At 66.6% G+C, this 13,200-nt stretch carries 15 protein-coding genes; 2 read left to right on the forward strand and 13 right to left on the reverse strand.

Features of this window, described 5'->3' with window-relative positions; translation table 11 throughout:
* The first annotated feature begins 77 nt into the window (after positions 1–77).
* A complete protein-coding gene (locus QSJ95_RS29660; protein ID WP_285647236.1) occupies positions 78–575 on the forward strand; it encodes a BRO-N domain-containing protein in 498 nt (165 codons plus the stop codon).
* Positions 576–1,090: 515 nt separating this feature from the next.
* On the opposite strand, the gene QSJ95_RS29665 is transcribed toward QSJ95_RS29660, so the two are convergent.
* The 13 genes from QSJ95_RS29665 to QSJ95_RS29725 form a co-directional block, all read right to left on the reverse strand.
* Entirely contained in the window at positions 1,091–1,744 is a 654-nt protein-coding gene (locus QSJ95_RS29665; protein WP_069866162.1) for an HAD family hydrolase, read from the reverse strand.
* Between the two features lie 59 nt (positions 1,745–1,803).
* Positions 1,804–3,102 carry an MFS transporter gene (locus QSJ95_RS29670; protein ID WP_069866164.1) on the reverse strand — a complete coding sequence of 433 codons (1,299 nt, stop codon included), beginning with the start codon at positions 3,100–3,102 and terminating at the stop codon, positions 1,804–1,806.
* A 305-nt stretch (positions 3,103–3,407) separates the two neighbouring features.
* Positions 3,408–3,677, reverse strand: coding sequence for a hypothetical protein (locus QSJ95_RS29675; RefSeq protein ID WP_009619271.1), 270 nt, complete (start codon positions 3,675–3,677; stop codon positions 3,408–3,410).
* Positions 3,678–3,844: 167 nt separating this feature from the next.
* On the reverse strand, positions 3,845–4,759 hold the full coding sequence (ppk2, locus tag QSJ95_RS29680; RefSeq protein WP_285647239.1) for a polyphosphate kinase 2: 915 nt from the start codon (positions 4,757–4,759) through the stop codon (positions 3,845–3,847).
* Between the two features lie 267 nt (positions 4,760–5,026).
* Complete coding sequence (locus QSJ95_RS29685) at positions 5,027–5,479, reverse strand: PaaI family thioesterase (RefSeq protein ID WP_285647240.1); 453 nt, start codon at positions 5,477–5,479, stop codon at positions 5,027–5,029.
* Between the two features lie 81 nt (positions 5,480–5,560).
* Complete coding sequence (locus QSJ95_RS29690; protein WP_225617133.1) at positions 5,561–5,962, reverse strand: hypothetical protein; 402 nt, start codon at positions 5,960–5,962, stop codon at positions 5,561–5,563.
* Positions 5,963–6,097: 135 nt separating this feature from the next.
* A complete protein-coding gene (locus QSJ95_RS29695) occupies positions 6,098–6,568 on the reverse strand; it encodes a hypothetical protein (RefSeq protein WP_009619263.1) in 471 nt (156 codons plus the stop codon).
* Between the two features lie 274 nt (positions 6,569–6,842).
* Positions 6,843–7,628, reverse strand: a complete 786-nt coding sequence (gene pstB / locus QSJ95_RS29700) for a phosphate ABC transporter ATP-binding protein PstB (protein WP_009619262.1) — start codon at positions 7,626–7,628, stop codon at positions 6,843–6,845.
* Complete coding sequence (gene pstA / locus QSJ95_RS29705) at positions 7,628–8,500, reverse strand: phosphate ABC transporter permease PstA (RefSeq protein WP_009619261.1); 873 nt, start codon at positions 8,498–8,500, stop codon at positions 7,628–7,630. The genes pstB and pstA overlap by 1 nt, the downstream gene beginning before the upstream one ends.
* Before the next feature lies 1 nt (position 8,501).
* Positions 8,502–9,467 carry a phosphate ABC transporter permease subunit PstC gene (gene pstC, locus QSJ95_RS29710; RefSeq protein WP_371263856.1) on the reverse strand — a complete coding sequence of 322 codons (966 nt, stop codon included), beginning with the start codon at positions 9,465–9,467 and terminating at the stop codon, positions 8,502–8,504.
* A gap of 95 nt (positions 9,468–9,562) precedes the next feature.
* Positions 9,563–10,579: a phosphate ABC transporter substrate-binding protein PstS gene (gene pstS, locus QSJ95_RS29715; protein WP_009619259.1), complete on the reverse strand. Its 1,017-nt coding sequence runs from the start codon at positions 10,577–10,579 to the stop codon at positions 9,563–9,565.
* A gap of 234 nt (positions 10,580–10,813) precedes the next feature.
* Positions 10,814–10,969, reverse strand: a complete 156-nt coding sequence (locus QSJ95_RS29720) for a hypothetical protein (RefSeq protein WP_009619258.1) — start codon at positions 10,967–10,969, stop codon at positions 10,814–10,816.
* Positions 10,970–11,031: 62 nt separating this feature from the next.
* A complete protein-coding gene (locus QSJ95_RS29725; RefSeq protein ID WP_285647244.1) occupies positions 11,032–12,156 on the reverse strand; it encodes a M14 family metallopeptidase in 1,125 nt (374 codons plus the stop codon).
* 353 nt (positions 12,157–12,509) lie between these two features.
* Between QSJ95_RS29725 and QSJ95_RS29730 the strand changes: the two genes are divergently transcribed.
* Entirely contained in the window at positions 12,510–12,782 is a 273-nt protein-coding gene (locus QSJ95_RS29730) for a DUF1652 domain-containing protein (RefSeq protein ID WP_009619255.1), read from the forward strand.
* Positions 12,783–13,200 lie beyond the last annotated feature (418 nt).

The following is a 13,200-nucleotide window of genomic DNA, read 5'->3' on the forward strand; positions in this document are numbered from 1 at the left end:
ACCCTGTGCGGTTCCGCCTCCATTTTCGTTTAGCAGCGGAAGAGGCGGTCCTATCCAATCAGTGAAGGACCTTTCCCATGGACGAATCCACCCTCCCCACCCCGCTCTACTTCTTCCACAAGCACCGCACCCTCCGCGCCCTGCTGCTCGACGACCAGGTCTGGTTCGTGCTGGACGACCTGCGCCGGTTGATCGGCCATCCCAGCTGCGAACGGTTGGCCAGGCGCCTGGAAGATGACCAGTTATGCACGCAGTGGCTGCGCCTGGATGATGGCGGCAGCCTGGAGCGGCTGTTGGTCAGCGAGTCCGGCGCTTATGCGTTGTTGTTCCATTTCGCCCATGCCGATCTGGGTGGGTTGCGGCGGTGGATCAGTACGCAGGTGGTGCCGAAGGTGCGTTGTCAGGGCGGTGATGGCGGGCCGCGGCAGTTGTGCCTGAGTTGGGGGCGGCAGGGTGTGCGGGTGCTGGATTGGCAGGGGCAGTTGTGGGTGAACATGGCGGAGTTGCCGCGGGTGGTGCGGGGCTCTGCCGAGACGCGGGCGGGTTGGCGGGAATGGGCTCGGCGGTTGAGGTAGGGGGCTGTTTGTAGGAGCGAGCTTGCTCGCGAACCGCATGGCACCGCGTTTGTTCGCGAGCAAGCTCGCTCCTACGAGAAGCCGTGCCGTAAGCGGGTCTTGCCCGCGATTCGCGCGCAGGGCGCGCTGCGCGGTGTGACGTGCTGGGTTGTAGGGGCTTGCTTGTGGGTGGTGTTTGCCGGTGATTGCGGTGTTTGGGGGGACTCCGCGCCCTCACCCCGGCCCTCTCCCAGAGGGAGAGGGGGCCGTTCGGCGTGGCGGGGAGGGACGGTGCCGACCTGTAGGAGCGGGCCCTGCCCGCGATTCGCGCGCAGGGCGCGCTCCTACAAGGGGTACGGTGTGACGTGCTGGGTTGTAGGGGCTTGCGTTTCCCGGTGATTGCGGTGTTTGGGGGGACTCCGCTCCCTCTCCCCAGCCCTCGGCTACGCGCCCCGCCCTGAAGGGAGAGGGGGCCGTTTGGTGTGGGCGGGAGGGGCGGCATCGGCCTGCAACGCTAGAGCCGCTTTTAAGTGATTTCAGCGCCAGTCGAGGATCGGCCAGCCGGCGGTTTCGGCGTGGTAGCGCAGGGCTGGGTCGGGGTTTACTGCTCGGGGGTTCTGGACCAGGGACAGCAGTGGCAGGTCATTGCGGGAGTCGGAGTAGAAGTGGGCGCCGGCCAGGCTTTCGCCCTGCTCCTGTAGCCAGGCTTGCAGGCGGGTGACCTTGCCTTCGCGGTAGGTCAGGGTGCCCTGGGTGCGGCCGCTGTAGGTGCCCTGGTGCTGTTCCAGGTCGATGGCCAGGACCTCGGTCACGCCCAGGCGGGCGGCGATGCTGGCGACCAGGAAGTGCGCCGAGGCGGAGATGACCAGCAGGCGGTCGCCGGCTTCGCGGTGCTGGTTCAGGCAACCCATGGCGTCGAAGCGGATGCAGGGGCCTATGACTTCCGTGACGAAGGGTTCGACCGCTGCGGCGACGGCCTCGGGGGTGTGCCCCACCAGGGGGGCCAGGGTGAAGGCCATGTAGTCTTCCATCGCCAGCCGGCCTTCGGCGTACAGGGCCATGAGTGCCCGTTCGTGGCGGACGAAGGCGTCGCCTTCCACCCAGCCCAGGTCGGCCATGTGCCGGCTCCACAGGCTGGCGCAGTCGCCGTCGATGAGGGTGTCGTCCAGGTCGAAGAGTGCGAGGGCCATGGGCGTTCTCCTTGTTTAGTCGGGAATGCTGGCCGGGCCGCGGGCGGCCCGGTGGTGGCTCAGCGGGCTTGCAGGGCGGTGGCGGGTGCGGCGCCTGCCCTCCCCTGCGGGAGGCTGTGCCAGAACGGCACCAGCAGCAGGCAGGCGGTCAGCGCGGCGCAGGTGAAGAGGATGAACACCGAGAAGGTGTCGAAATAGCCGGGCAGCAGGCCGCCGAGGATCGCCCCCACCGAACCGCAGCCGTTGACGAAGCCAGTGGCGGTGCCGGCGGCCTGGCGGGTGCCGAAGTCGATGGCGGCGGCGCCGCTGATCATCGAGTCGGGACCGTAGAGGGTGACGCCCATCAGGAACAGCAGCCCCACCACCAGGTACAGGTTGCCGCTGAGCAGCACCGGGGTGAACAGCGCCAGGCACGCCGCCAGAGCCAGCAGGCTGAGCACGCAGGCAGGCATGCGCCGGGCGCCGAACAGCCGGTCCGAGGCCAGGCCGATGAGGATGGGCCCGAGCAGGCCGGCGACCTCGAAGGCGGTGGGGACGACGGCGGCGGCGACCTTGCCGATTTCCGGCATGCGTTCGTAGATGATCACCGGGCCCCAGAACAGGATGGCGTAGCGCGCCGGCTTGAGCAGAAAGTAGGCCAGCCCCAGAACCAGCACGGTGCGGTTGCGCAGCACCTGGCGCAACGCGTCCCACAGGCCGGTGGTGGCTTGCGCCTGCGCTTCCTGTTCGTCGTCCGCTGGCGGCAGACCGACGTCTTCCGGGCGGTTGCGTTGCAGCAGCAGGAACAGGCAGCCCACGGCCAGCACCACGCCGGCGGAGGCGCTGAAGGCCACCTGCCAGTCGTTGCTGAGCTGGTAGGCGCACCAGCCGACGAAGGGCGTGGCCACCAGGCCGCCGAAGGCGTAGCAGGTGCTCCAGTAGCCCATGGCGCGGCCGCGCTCGGCGGTGGAGAAGAAGCCGCCCATGTTCTTGCACAGCCCCGACCAGCCGGTGGACTGCGCCAGGCCCTGGACGACCATGCAGGTGGCGAAGATCGGCACGGTGGCGAAGGTGCCCATGGCCAGCGCCGCCAGGGCCGAGACGAACAGCCCGCCGCCCACCACCACGCGCGGGCCGAAGCGGTCGGCGAAGCTGCCCCAGACGAACTGGCCCACGGCGTAGGCGGCGAGGTAAAGGGCGTCCAGGTCGGCCATGGCCGCCTTGTCGAGGGCGAAGCCGGGGTCTTCGCCGATGCCGAGCTTGGCTACGGAGAAGGCCTTGCGAGTGAAGTAGAAGGCGGCGTAGGCCAGCCAGGTGATGGCGAAGATCTGGATGCGCCAGCGCTGCCGGGCCGTCCAGCCGCCGCTTCGAATCTGCATGGTGGTGGTCCCCCATTGGTTGTTCTTGTCGTGGGTGCGACCGGTGCACGGCAAGGCCTGGTCCGGCGCGTGGGGGCGATCTTAGGGGTGGCGCGCCGCGCAGAACTTGACCGCCGGCTCACGCGGCGAACCCCTGGGGTCAAGTCCCACAACGCTCGGCGCAATTGCGGAAATCAGCTACGGCAAGGGCGAGGCAGAACTGTCGGAAATCCGCCCGTCTCCGGCAAGAGTGTGGCCTGGGCAGGTGACGGGCGGGGCTTTGGCGGCAGGCCGGGATTCAGAGGGCGTTTGCCTGGCGTTGGCGCTCAGGTGCCCAGGTAGCGCTCCGGCCAGCGCAGCTCCCAGGCCTCCAGTTCGGTGCCGCTGGGTGGGCGGCAGCCGGCGCGCAACGGCGCCACGGCCGCCGGCGGGCTGGGCAGGTCGCAGTGGATGGCGGGGTTGGCGCTGGCGTAGCGACGCGCGGCCTCGGCGCAGGCTGAGGCTTCGTCTTCACTGGCGCATACGATGAAGAACGTCCCCAGGAAGACCTTCCATGCGGGCGGATCACCATCGGTCTGTTCGATCCGGATGTCCATGGGCCCAAGCATAGCCACACATTTATTACGGGAAGGCGCAGGTCGTCGCCTGGGTGGGGGGCCGCTGGTCGGGGTGGTAATGCCAGGTTCGATGCCGAGTGGACGGTGGCCGAGGTCAAACGGCGGATAACGCCAGAGGCGTTATGCGCCCTACGCCAGGCCTGGACTCAATACTGCTCCGGCACCAGCATTTCCGCCGGCGTGGGGATGCGCACGTAGTCGGCGTGGCGCTGGCGCGCCGGCAGTTCGATGGGCTTGTGCGCCACTTCTTCGTAGGGCACCTGGCCGAGCAGGTGGTGGATGCAGTTCAGCCGCGCGCGCCTCTTGTCATCCGCCTGCACCACCCACCAGGGCGCCTCGGCGATGTGGGTGCGTTCGAGCATGGTTTCCTTGGCCTTGGTGTAGGCCTCCCAGCGGCGCCGCGATTCCAGGTCCATGGGGCTGAGCTTCCATTGCTTGAGCGGGTCGTGGATGCGGCTGAGGAAGCGCAGGTGCTGTTCCTCGTCGGTGATCGAGAACCAGTACTTGATCAACTGGATGCCCGAGCGCGCCAACATGCGCTCGAACTCCGGCACGCTGCGGAAGAATTCCTCGTACTGCTCGTCATTGCAGAAGCCCATCACCCGTTCGACGCCGGCGCGGTTGTACCAGCTGCGGTCGAACAGCACGATCTCCCCCGCCGCCGGCAGGTGCGAGACGTAGCGCTGGAAGTACCACTGGGTGCGCTCGCGGTCGTTCGGCGCCGGCAACGCGGCCACCCGGCACACGCGGGGGTTGAGGCGCTGGGTGATGCGCTTTATCACCCCGCCCTTGCCCGCGGCGTCGCGGCCTTCGAAGAGCACCACCAGCTTGTGCCCGGTCTTGACCACCCAGTTCTGCAACTTCACCAGTTCGCCCTGCAGGCGGAACAGTTCGCCGAAGTAGCGCTGGCGGGCCAGGAGTTGTTCGAAGTTTTCCAGGGTGTCGGCGCGCAGGCCGTCGAGGTCGTAGAGCTCCTGCCAGTCGAGCTCGAGTTCCTCGTCGCGGTCGTCGAGCGCCTCCTGGCGGATGCGCTGGGGCAGGGTCTTGTCGTTGAGCAGCATGGGTCAGCACTCGCAAGGTCGGTATGGGCCGTCACTGGCTCCGTCACTCAGGCGTGACATTTTCATGACAGAAAAATGTAGTTACGACTGATGACAGAATCATGACAAAAGACCTTTCGAGAACACGAAAAACTGCGGGCCAGAGCGGTTGGGGATGGCAGGGTGCCATGGGAGGGATCGCGGACGGAGTCCGCTCCTACGGGGGGAACACTGCGATTTCCCAGCTGCGGGCAGGGTCCGCTCCTACAGTCATTCCGGGTCGCAGGCTCAGGCGTCGATCACCGGGCGCTGTTTGTTCTGGTATTTGAAGGTGCCGCTGGCGGTGGCCACGGTTTCGCCCGCGGCGTTGCGGACTTCGGCCTCGCAGAAGGCGATGGAGCGGGTGCGGTGGCGGACCTGGCCGAAGGCTTCGAGCACTTCGCCGACGTCGCCGCCGGGGCGCAGGAAGCTGGTCTTCATTTCGACGGTCACGCAGCCGCGGCCTTCCTCGTCGACATGGCTGCAGGCCAGGGCCATGGCCACGTCGAGCAGGCTCATGAGCACGCCGCCGTGGGCGTTGCGCCAGCCGTTGAGGTGCTCGCGCTCCACGCGCAGCACCAGGTGGCCGTCGTGCTCGCTGGCGCCGGCCGGCTGGTAGCGGAACTTCAGGTGGTCGAGAAAGGGAATCTCGATGCCACGGTATTCGGTGTAGGACTGCAGGTGCGAAGGGTCGAAGCTCATGGGCCATCCGGTGGAAGTTGACGGGCAGGATCATTTCAACGCATCGGCCAGCCCCGGCGTATCACTCCTTGGGATGAATCTTCAACGGCGCCCCTTGCGGCTGCGCTCGCCGTCGCGCTGCAATTCCACCGCCTGGACGAACAACTCGTCCACCATCAGCGTCTGGATGGGTTCCTCGCACAGCAGCGACAGGCTCATGGATTCGATGGCCTGGTTGTATTCCAGGCGCGCGATGCCGCACAGCAGGATGCGCTGGTTGAAGCCGACGCGGCCGCGGTCGATCAGTTGCTCGCGGACGGTCTCGCCGTCCTGGTAGCTGACTTTCAGCGTCACCTGGGCGTCGCCGGCGGTGGCCAGGTGCAGCCACACCGCGACGTTGAAGTCGGCGCGCCAGCCGCGCCCGACCTTCTTCGCTACGGCCTGCTGGATCAGGTGCCGGGGAACGTGGCTGATGAGTCTGCTGTGGGATTGCATGGAAGACATGTGCACAAACGTGGGTTCACTGCGGAAGACCGCAGTCTAGGCAAGGGAGTTCAGCGATGCAGCCAGCATCGGGTAGCGTCCCGTATCGGTTCCGATACAAGGCTTGAGGCCGGCGCGAGGGCCGGCCGGGGCGGGTCAGCCGAGGAGGTCGAGGCTGGGCTGGGTTCGTTCGACGCCATACATCTGCTTCAGGGCCACCGGAGTGGCAGTGGGTGCGACCGGCTGGCTGCCGGAGTCGGCCTGCTGCGTGATCTTTTCCCTGATGCGCTGGGCTATTTCGTTCTCGATGCGCTCGCGGTCCTCGGCGGGCATGGCGTCGAGCTGTTCCTGGGTGACGTCCATGTCCTGCATGACGCTGTGCCGCAGCTTTTCGCCGGGGCTGAGCTTCATGTAGGCGAGGAATTCGTCCAGGGGGCCGCCGCCACTCTGCGCGGCGCCGCCGGAGGATGCTACCGCGCCGGAGGGCGCCTCGCTCGTACCGCTCGTCGTCGCGCTTGCGCTGCTGGCGTTGGCCAGGTAGCTGGCGAACTCGCTGGCGCCGGCGACCACGCCGCGCACCAGCTTGGTCGCCAGGCCGATGCCGCTCAGGCCGTCGATGATGTTCATGGGCAGGTCTCCCGTGCCAAAGGGGGGAGCCTGTATCGGGCAAGAAACACGCCAGGATGCCGGCCGGCGGTCATGACGGCGCCGCCCTCCCCTGTAGGAGCGAGCTTGCTAGCGAACGGGCGTTCCCGGTTGCAGCGTTGCCGTGCGGTTCGCGAGCAAGCTCGCTGCTACGAAAGGCAAACGCCTGCCAGGCTGCGGCAAGGCTTTGCCGGCGCCGCAATGAAAACGCCCGCCGCGGCGTGCACCGTGGCGGGCGTCGGGGGAGCGCTGGGGCTCAGCCGAAGCGACCGGTGATGTAGTCCTCGGTCTGCTCCTTGGCCGGCTTGGTGAACAGGGTGTCGGTGTCGCCGAACTCGATCAGGTCGCCCAGGAACATGAAGGCGGTGTAGTCCGAGCAACGCGCCGCCTGCTGCATGTTGTGGGTGACGATGACCACGGTGAACTCCTGCTTGAGCTCGGTGATCAGTTGCTCGATGCGCCCGGTGGAGATCGGGTCCAGCGCCGAGGTCGGCTCGTCGAGCAGCAGCACCTGGGGCTTGAGTGCGATGGTGCGGGCGATGCACAGGCGCTGCTGCTGGCCGCCGGAAAGGCCCTGGGCGCTAGCGTTCAGCTTGTCCTTCACCTCGTCCCACAGGGCCGCGCCGCGCAGTGCCTGCTCGACGCGGTCGTCCATCTCGCGGCGGCTGACCTTTTCATGGTGGCGCACCGCGTAGGCGATGTTCTCGTAGATGGTCATCGGGAACGGCACCGGCTTCTGGAACACCATGCCCACCTGGCTGCGCAGGCGGTTCATGGAGTAACCGGGGGCGAGGATGTTCTCGCCGTTGAGCAGCACCTCGCCGCGCGCTTCCTGCTTCGGGTACAGGGAGTAGATGCGGTTGAAGATGCGCAGCAGGGTCGACTTGCCGCAGCCGGACGGGCCGATGATGGCGGTGATGCACTTCTCCGGGATGTCCATGTTGATGGACTTGAGCGAACGGTGCTCGCCGTAGAAGAACTCCAGGTCGCGAACGCGGATCTTGGTGCGTTCGGCGGCGATGGCGGTGGTCATGGCAGTCATCAGGATGCCCTATTGCGCAGAAGGATGAGACGGGAGGTGAGGCTGAGCAGCAGTACGAACAGGGTCAGCACCAGGGCGCCGGCCCAGGCCAGGGCGTTCCAGTCGCTGAAGGGGCTCATGGCGTACTGGAAGACCACGACGGGCACGCTGGCCATGGGCTTGAGCAGGTCGCTGCTCCAGAACTGGTTGCCGAAGGCGGTGAACAGCAGCGGCGCGGTTTCGCCGGTGATGCGCGCCAGGGCCAGGAGGATGCCGGTGATCACCCCGGCGCGGGCGGCGCGCAGGACGATCTGCAGGGTCAGCTTCCATTGCGGCACGCCCAGGGCCAGCGCGGCTTCGCGCATGGTGGTCGGCTGCAGTTGAAGCATCTCGTCGGTGGTCCGCACCACCACCGGGATCACCAGCAGGGCCAGGGCCAGGGCGCCGGCGATGGCGGAGAAGCCCACGCGGTGGTCGGTGAGGTAGTTCAGCGGCAGGATCACGCTGGTGTAGACGAACAGGCCCAGGACGATGGACGGCGCCGACAGCAGGATGTCGTTGATGAAGCGCACCACGGTGCCCATGCGGGTGTGGCGGGCGTATTCGGCCAGCCAGATGCCGGCCATCAGGCCGATGGGGGTGCCGATCAGCAGCGCCAGCGCGCTCATCAGCACGCTGCCGTAGAAGGCGTTGGCCAGGCCGCCCTCGGCTCCCGGCGGCGGCGTCATCTTGGTGAACAGGTTGAGGTTCAGCGCCTCGATGCCGTGGCTGATGGTGGTCAGCAGGATCCACGCCAGCCACATCAGGCCGAACAGGGTGGCGCCGCAGCTGAGCAGCATGGCGGCGCGGTTCTTCAGCGCGCGGGTGCGATACAGGCTTTCGTTGCCGGCCATGTCACTTGCCCTCCTTCTGGGCCAGGCGCAGCAGCATCAGGCGAGCGGCGGCGAGAACGATGAAGGTGACCACGAAGAGCAGGAAGCCCAGGGCGATCAGCGAGGAGCGGTGCAGGTCGGTGTAGGCCTCGTTGAACTCGTTGGCGATCACCGAGGCGATGGAGCTGCTGGGCATCAGCAGCGAGGCGGAGAAGTGCTGCGAGTTGCCCAGCACGAAGGTCACCGCCATGGTCTCGCCCAGGGCGCGGCCGAGGCCGAGGAAGATGCCGCCGACCACCGCCGAGCGGGTGTAAGGCAGGACGATGTCCCAGACCACTTCCCAGGTGGTGTTGCCCAGGGCGTAGGCCGATTCCTTCAGGGTGGTCGGTACGCTGTTGAACACTTCGTTCATCACCGAGGTGATGAAGGGGATGATCATGATCGCCAGGACGATGCCGGCGCTGAGCATGCCGATGCCCAGCGGCGGGCCCTGGAACAGGCCGCCGATCAGCGGCAGCGCGCCCAGGTAGTCGTTCAGCCAGGGAGCGATGTGCTGGGCCATGAACGGGCCGAAGACGAACAGGCCCCACATGCCGTAGATGATCGAGGGGATCCCGGCCAGCAGCTCGACGGCCGCGGCCACCGGCATGCGCAGCCACGGCGGCGCCAGCTCGGTGAGGAAGATGGCGATGCCGAAGCTGACCGGTACGGCGATCAGCAGCGCCAGGAAGGAGGTGACCAGGGTCCCGTAGATCGGTACCAGGGCGCCGAATTTGTTGTTCACCGCATCCCATTCGGTGCTGGTGAGGAAGTCCAGGCCGAAGTGCGAGAAGGCCAGGCTGCCGCCCCACAGGGTGGAGCCGGCGACGCCGGCGAGCAGCAACAGCACCAGCAGCGCGGAGCCGAACATGGCGTTGCGGAACCAGCGGTCGTGGCGCTGGTCGCGCTGGGCGCGGTCTTCGGCTTCGGCGGCCTTCAGGTTGGGCATGGCGAGGGACGGTGAGGATTCGGTAGACATCGGTTCATCCAAGCAAGCGAACCGCCGCACGGGGTTCCGGGCGGCGGTCCTGGTCATTCACCCGATCAGCGGGCGAAGTCCGACTTCCAGTAGCCTTCGATGCGCTTGACCAGGGACTCCGGCAGCGCCACGTAGTCCAGGGCGGCGGCCTGCTGCTGGCCGTTCTCCAGGGACCACTTGAAGAAGTGGAAGGCGGCCTGGGCCTGTTCCGCGTTCTTCGGTTGCTTGTACATGATGATCCAGGTGGTGGCGGTGATCGGCCACGCGGTGTCGCCCGGGGCGTTGGTCATCAGCAGGTTGAAGTCCTTGGCGTTGGCCCAGTCGGCGGTGTCGGCGGCAGCCTGGAAGCTCTTGGTGTTGGGCTGCACGAACTTGCCGGCGGCGTTCTTCAGCGAGGCGTAGGCCATCTTGTTCTGCAGGGCGTAGGCGTACTCGACGTAGCCGATGGAGTTCTTGATCTGCTTGACGTAGGCGGAGACGCCTTCGTTGCCCTTGCCGCCCATGCCGACCGGCCAGGGTACGGTGGTGCCGAAGCCGATCTTGTCCTTCCACTCCGGGCTGACCTTGGACAAGTAGTTGGTGAAGTTGTAGGAGGTGCCCGAACCGTCGGAACGGCGCACCACGGTGATCTTGGTGGCCGGCAGCTTCAGCTCGGGGTTCAGCGCGGCGATGGCCGGGTCGTTCCAGTCGGTGATGCTGCCGAGGAAGATCTTGGCCAGGGTTTCACCGTCCAGGTGCAGCTTGCCCGGCTCGACGCCGTCCAGGTTGACCACCGGCACGATGCCGCCGATCACGCTGGGGAACTGGCCCAGGCCGGCCGCTTTCAGGTCGTCGGCCGACAGCGGGGCGTCGGAGGCGCCGAAGTCGACGGTGGCGGCCTTGATCTGGGCGATGCCGCCGCCGGAGCCGATGGACTGGTAGTTGATGCGATTGCTGGAAGACTTGCTGTATTCCTGGGACCACTTCGACAGCACCGGGTAAACGAAGCTGGAGCCGGCGCCGGTGACATCAGTGGCATGGGCCAGGCCGGTCAGGGCCATGGAAGCCAGCAGGACGGACAAGCGGGTTTTGCTGAGCAGCATCACGTCAATACCTCAATATGGGAGGAAGTCCGGGAAGTCCCCGGTTGGTTAGAAGACGTGATGATTTAATGCCGTGAATATGTACGCTTTATGACAGCGAGATTAATAATCCGCGTACTGGCAACTTAATGGCAGCGCGGGTGTCCGCCCTCCCCGGCCACGTGCCCCCGCCACGGCTGCCAGGGCAGACGCCCTATACGCACCCGGCCGGCGGCCGGGTGCGCGGCGCGCCGGTCAGGCCGGCGCTGCGGCCAGGCGCGGGCGATGGTCGCCCGTGCGGTTCTTGCGGACTTCGCGGCGTTCGCGGAAGTCCAGTTCCTCCATGGCCTCCATGCGTTCCTGCAGGTCCTCGATCTCCTGGGGGGTCAACAGCTTGCGCGTCCTGTACATGGACACCTCCGCATGCAAGTTCCTCACAGCTTTAGACTGGCACGCGGCGGCGAAGATTCCAGTCAGCGCAGTTCTTCCACCAGGCTCGACAGCGTCGAGAGCACCGCGCCGGCCAAACGCTTGGCGCGCGCGCCGCTCCAGCCGGTGCGGGCATCCGGGGCCAGGTCGTGGTCCTTGAACGGCATCTCCAGAGTCAGCGCCAGGCACTGGTAGGTTTCACCGACATGGTTGCAGGCCAGCGTCATGTTGGCCTTGCCCGGCGCGCTGCGCGGGTAGCCGTGCAGGCTCTGGAACTCGCCGCGTTCCTCCAGGCGCTTGCGGAACTCCGTTTCGAGGTAGGCCTGGCGCTCGCTGTAGCCGGGGTTGCCTTCGCAGCCGGCGGCGAACACGTAGGGGATTTCCTCGTCGCCGTGGATGTCGAGGAACAGGTCGACGCCCTGCTGGCGCATGTGCGCCTGGACGAACAGCACTTCCGGGCTGCTCTCGGCGCTGGGCGAGGCCCAGGCGCGGTTGAGGTCGGTGCCGGCGGCGTTGGTGCGCAGGTGGCCGCGGAAGGCGCCGTCGGGGTTCATGTTCGGCACCAGGTACAGCTCGGCGTGCTGCAGCAGGTAGTCGAGTTCCGCATCCTTCTGCTGCAGGCGCTCGATCAGACCCTCCATGAACCATTCGGCCATGTGCTCGCCGGGGTGCTGCTGGGCGATCAGCCACAGCTTGCGCGTGGCCTGCGGGTTGCGGCGGATGCGCAGCAACGGGATGTCGCGGCCCTCGATGCTGCGCCCGGTGGCCACCAGCTCGGCGCCGGCCTGCTCGATGGCCTGGCGCACCAGCGCAGCGTGGCGCTCGCGGCTGTAGGGCTCGAAGTAGGCGAACCAGGCCCGGGGCTGCTCGGCCTCAAGGCTGAAGCGCAGGGACTGGCCGTCGTAGCTGCTGTCCACACGGAACCAGTCGCGCTGGTCGTAGGAAGCCAGCGCGCGGTAGCCCGGCCAGCCGCCGGTGTAGCTGGAGTGCCCGGCGTTGGTCAGGTCGAAGGTGTAGCGCTGGCCCGGGGTCAGGCCGTCGGCGCAGAAGTGAAACCACTGGAAGTGCGGACTGTTCAGGTCCGGGCGCAGGGCCAGGCGCACGTCCTGCGGGTCGCTGGCATCCAGCACCTGGATGTTGCCGCTGTCGAAGTCGCAGCGAATCTCCATGAAACCTCCTCAGGCAAAAGCGGATGCAAAGCCCCTATCTTGCGGCGCCCTGCCCCGGCTGTCACGAATTGGCCGTGGAAAAGCCGGCCCAAGGGCACGCAGCCCCTGCGACGCAACGGCGCACCCCGCAAGTTCGATGAAAGCCGCGTGGCAGAGCCATTTACCGGCGGTTTCCCGGAAGATTGCCGGCAATTTTCCGGTTTCCAATGCGACAACCTTGTGCACAAAAGCGACAGGCGTTGTGACTTTTTGCGCGGCTCGCGGTGTCAATGGGCTGTACAGATCGGACGGATCAGTGAAGCGCCGTCCCCTTAACAGAGCAATGGATGACCTGCGCAGAGAGTGTAACCACCATGAACGCGACCCTTCGTTTCAACGAGGCTCTGCTGATCACCGGACGAGCCTTCCAACCCTTCCACTGCGTCACCTGGATCGACCAGTCCGGCGGCGACGGCAGCCTCGACCTGTCCGTCCTCGACCGCACCGGCACCCGCCTGCTGGGCCTGACGCGCATCCCCTGCACCGAATACTCCGACCCGGCGCGCCTGGCCGACCTGCTGACCCAGGCCCGCGAAGAGCTGAACCGCGAAGGCTATGACCTGCAGGAATGGCATATGCCGGAGTGAGGCCCAGGGCCTTGCGGCCCGGAGCTTGAAAAGCGCCGTTTTCCTCGGGGAGGGAAACGGCGTTTTTTATTTCCGGCGGGGCGTTTTGGGCGAGGGCTGTTGTAGGAGCGAGCTTGCTCGCGAACAGAGTTTCCCGGTTATTTCGGAGCCCGGCTGAACTCCGTCCCCTCTCCCCAACCCTCTCCCTGAAGGGAGAGGGGGCTAGTCCATGCTGGCTGAATGTGTGGTTTCAGCCGGATACCAAAACATCCGGCTGACTCAGAAATATCCCCACACTCCGAACGGTCCCCTCTCCCTTCAGGGAGAGGGTTAGGGAGAGGGCGCTCTCAGGCCTGGCGACGGAGTTCCTGGAAGCCTCGTTCGCGAGCAAGCTCGCTCCTACGAAAAGCCACCGAGCGATTGGCAAGATCCGTGGGAT

The organism is Pseudomonas sp. NBRC 100443 (assembly GCF_030268185.1).
In the GTDB taxonomy this organism is placed as follows: Bacteria; Pseudomonadota; Gammaproteobacteria; order Pseudomonadales; family Pseudomonadaceae; genus Pseudomonas; species Pseudomonas citronellolis.

Excerpts from the sequence above, each read along its gene's own strand:
- QSJ95_RS29695 (WP_009619263.1), bottom strand. The coding sequence starts at position 6,568 with ATGAACATCATCGACGGCCTGAGCGGCATCGGCCTGGCGACCAAGCTG.
- pstC (WP_371263856.1), bottom strand. The coding sequence starts at position 9,467 with ATGCCCAACCTGAAGGCCGCCGAAGCCGAAGACCGCGCCCAGCGCGAC.
- QSJ95_RS29720 (WP_009619258.1), bottom strand. The coding sequence starts at position 10,969 with ATGTACAGGACGCGCAAGCTGTTGACCCCCCAGGAGATCGAGGACCTG.
- QSJ95_RS29665 (WP_069866162.1), bottom strand. The coding sequence starts at position 1,744 with ATGGCCCTCGCACTCTTCGACCTGGACGACACCCTCATCGACGGCGAC.
- QSJ95_RS29730 (WP_009619255.1), top strand. The coding sequence starts at position 12,510 with ATGAACGCGACCCTTCGTTTCAACGAGGCTCTGCTGATCACCGGACGA.
- QSJ95_RS29675 (WP_009619271.1), bottom strand. The coding sequence starts at position 3,677 with ATGGACATCCGGATCGAACAGACCGATGGTGATCCGCCCGCATGGAAG.
- QSJ95_RS29685 (WP_285647240.1), bottom strand. The coding sequence starts at position 5,479 with ATGAGCTTCGACCCTTCGCACCTGCAGTCCTACACCGAATACCGTGGC.
- ppk2 (WP_285647239.1), bottom strand. The coding sequence starts at position 4,759 with ATGCTGCTCAACGACAAGACCCTGCCCCAGCGCATCCGCCAGGAGGCG.
- pstS (WP_009619259.1), bottom strand. The coding sequence starts at position 10,579 with ATGCTGCTCAGCAAAACCCGCTTGTCCGTCCTGCTGGCTTCCATGGCC.
- QSJ95_RS29670 (WP_069866164.1), bottom strand. The coding sequence starts at position 3,102 with ATGCAGATTCGAAGCGGCGGCTGGACGGCCCGGCAGCGCTGGCGCATC.
- QSJ95_RS29690 (WP_225617133.1), bottom strand. The coding sequence starts at position 5,962 with ATGTCTTCCATGCAATCCCACAGCAGACTCATCAGCCACGTTCCCCGG.
- pstA (WP_009619261.1), bottom strand. The coding sequence starts at position 8,500 with ATGGCCGGCAACGAAAGCCTGTATCGCACCCGCGCGCTGAAGAACCGC.
- QSJ95_RS29725 (WP_285647244.1), bottom strand. The coding sequence starts at position 12,156 with ATGGAGATTCGCTGCGACTTCGACAGCGGCAACATCCAGGTGCTGGAT.
- QSJ95_RS29660 (WP_285647236.1), top strand. The coding sequence starts at position 78 with ATGGACGAATCCACCCTCCCCACCCCGCTCTACTTCTTCCACAAGCAC.
- pstB (WP_009619262.1), bottom strand. The coding sequence starts at position 7,628 with ATGACTGCCATGACCACCGCCATCGCCGCCGAACGCACCAAGATCCGC.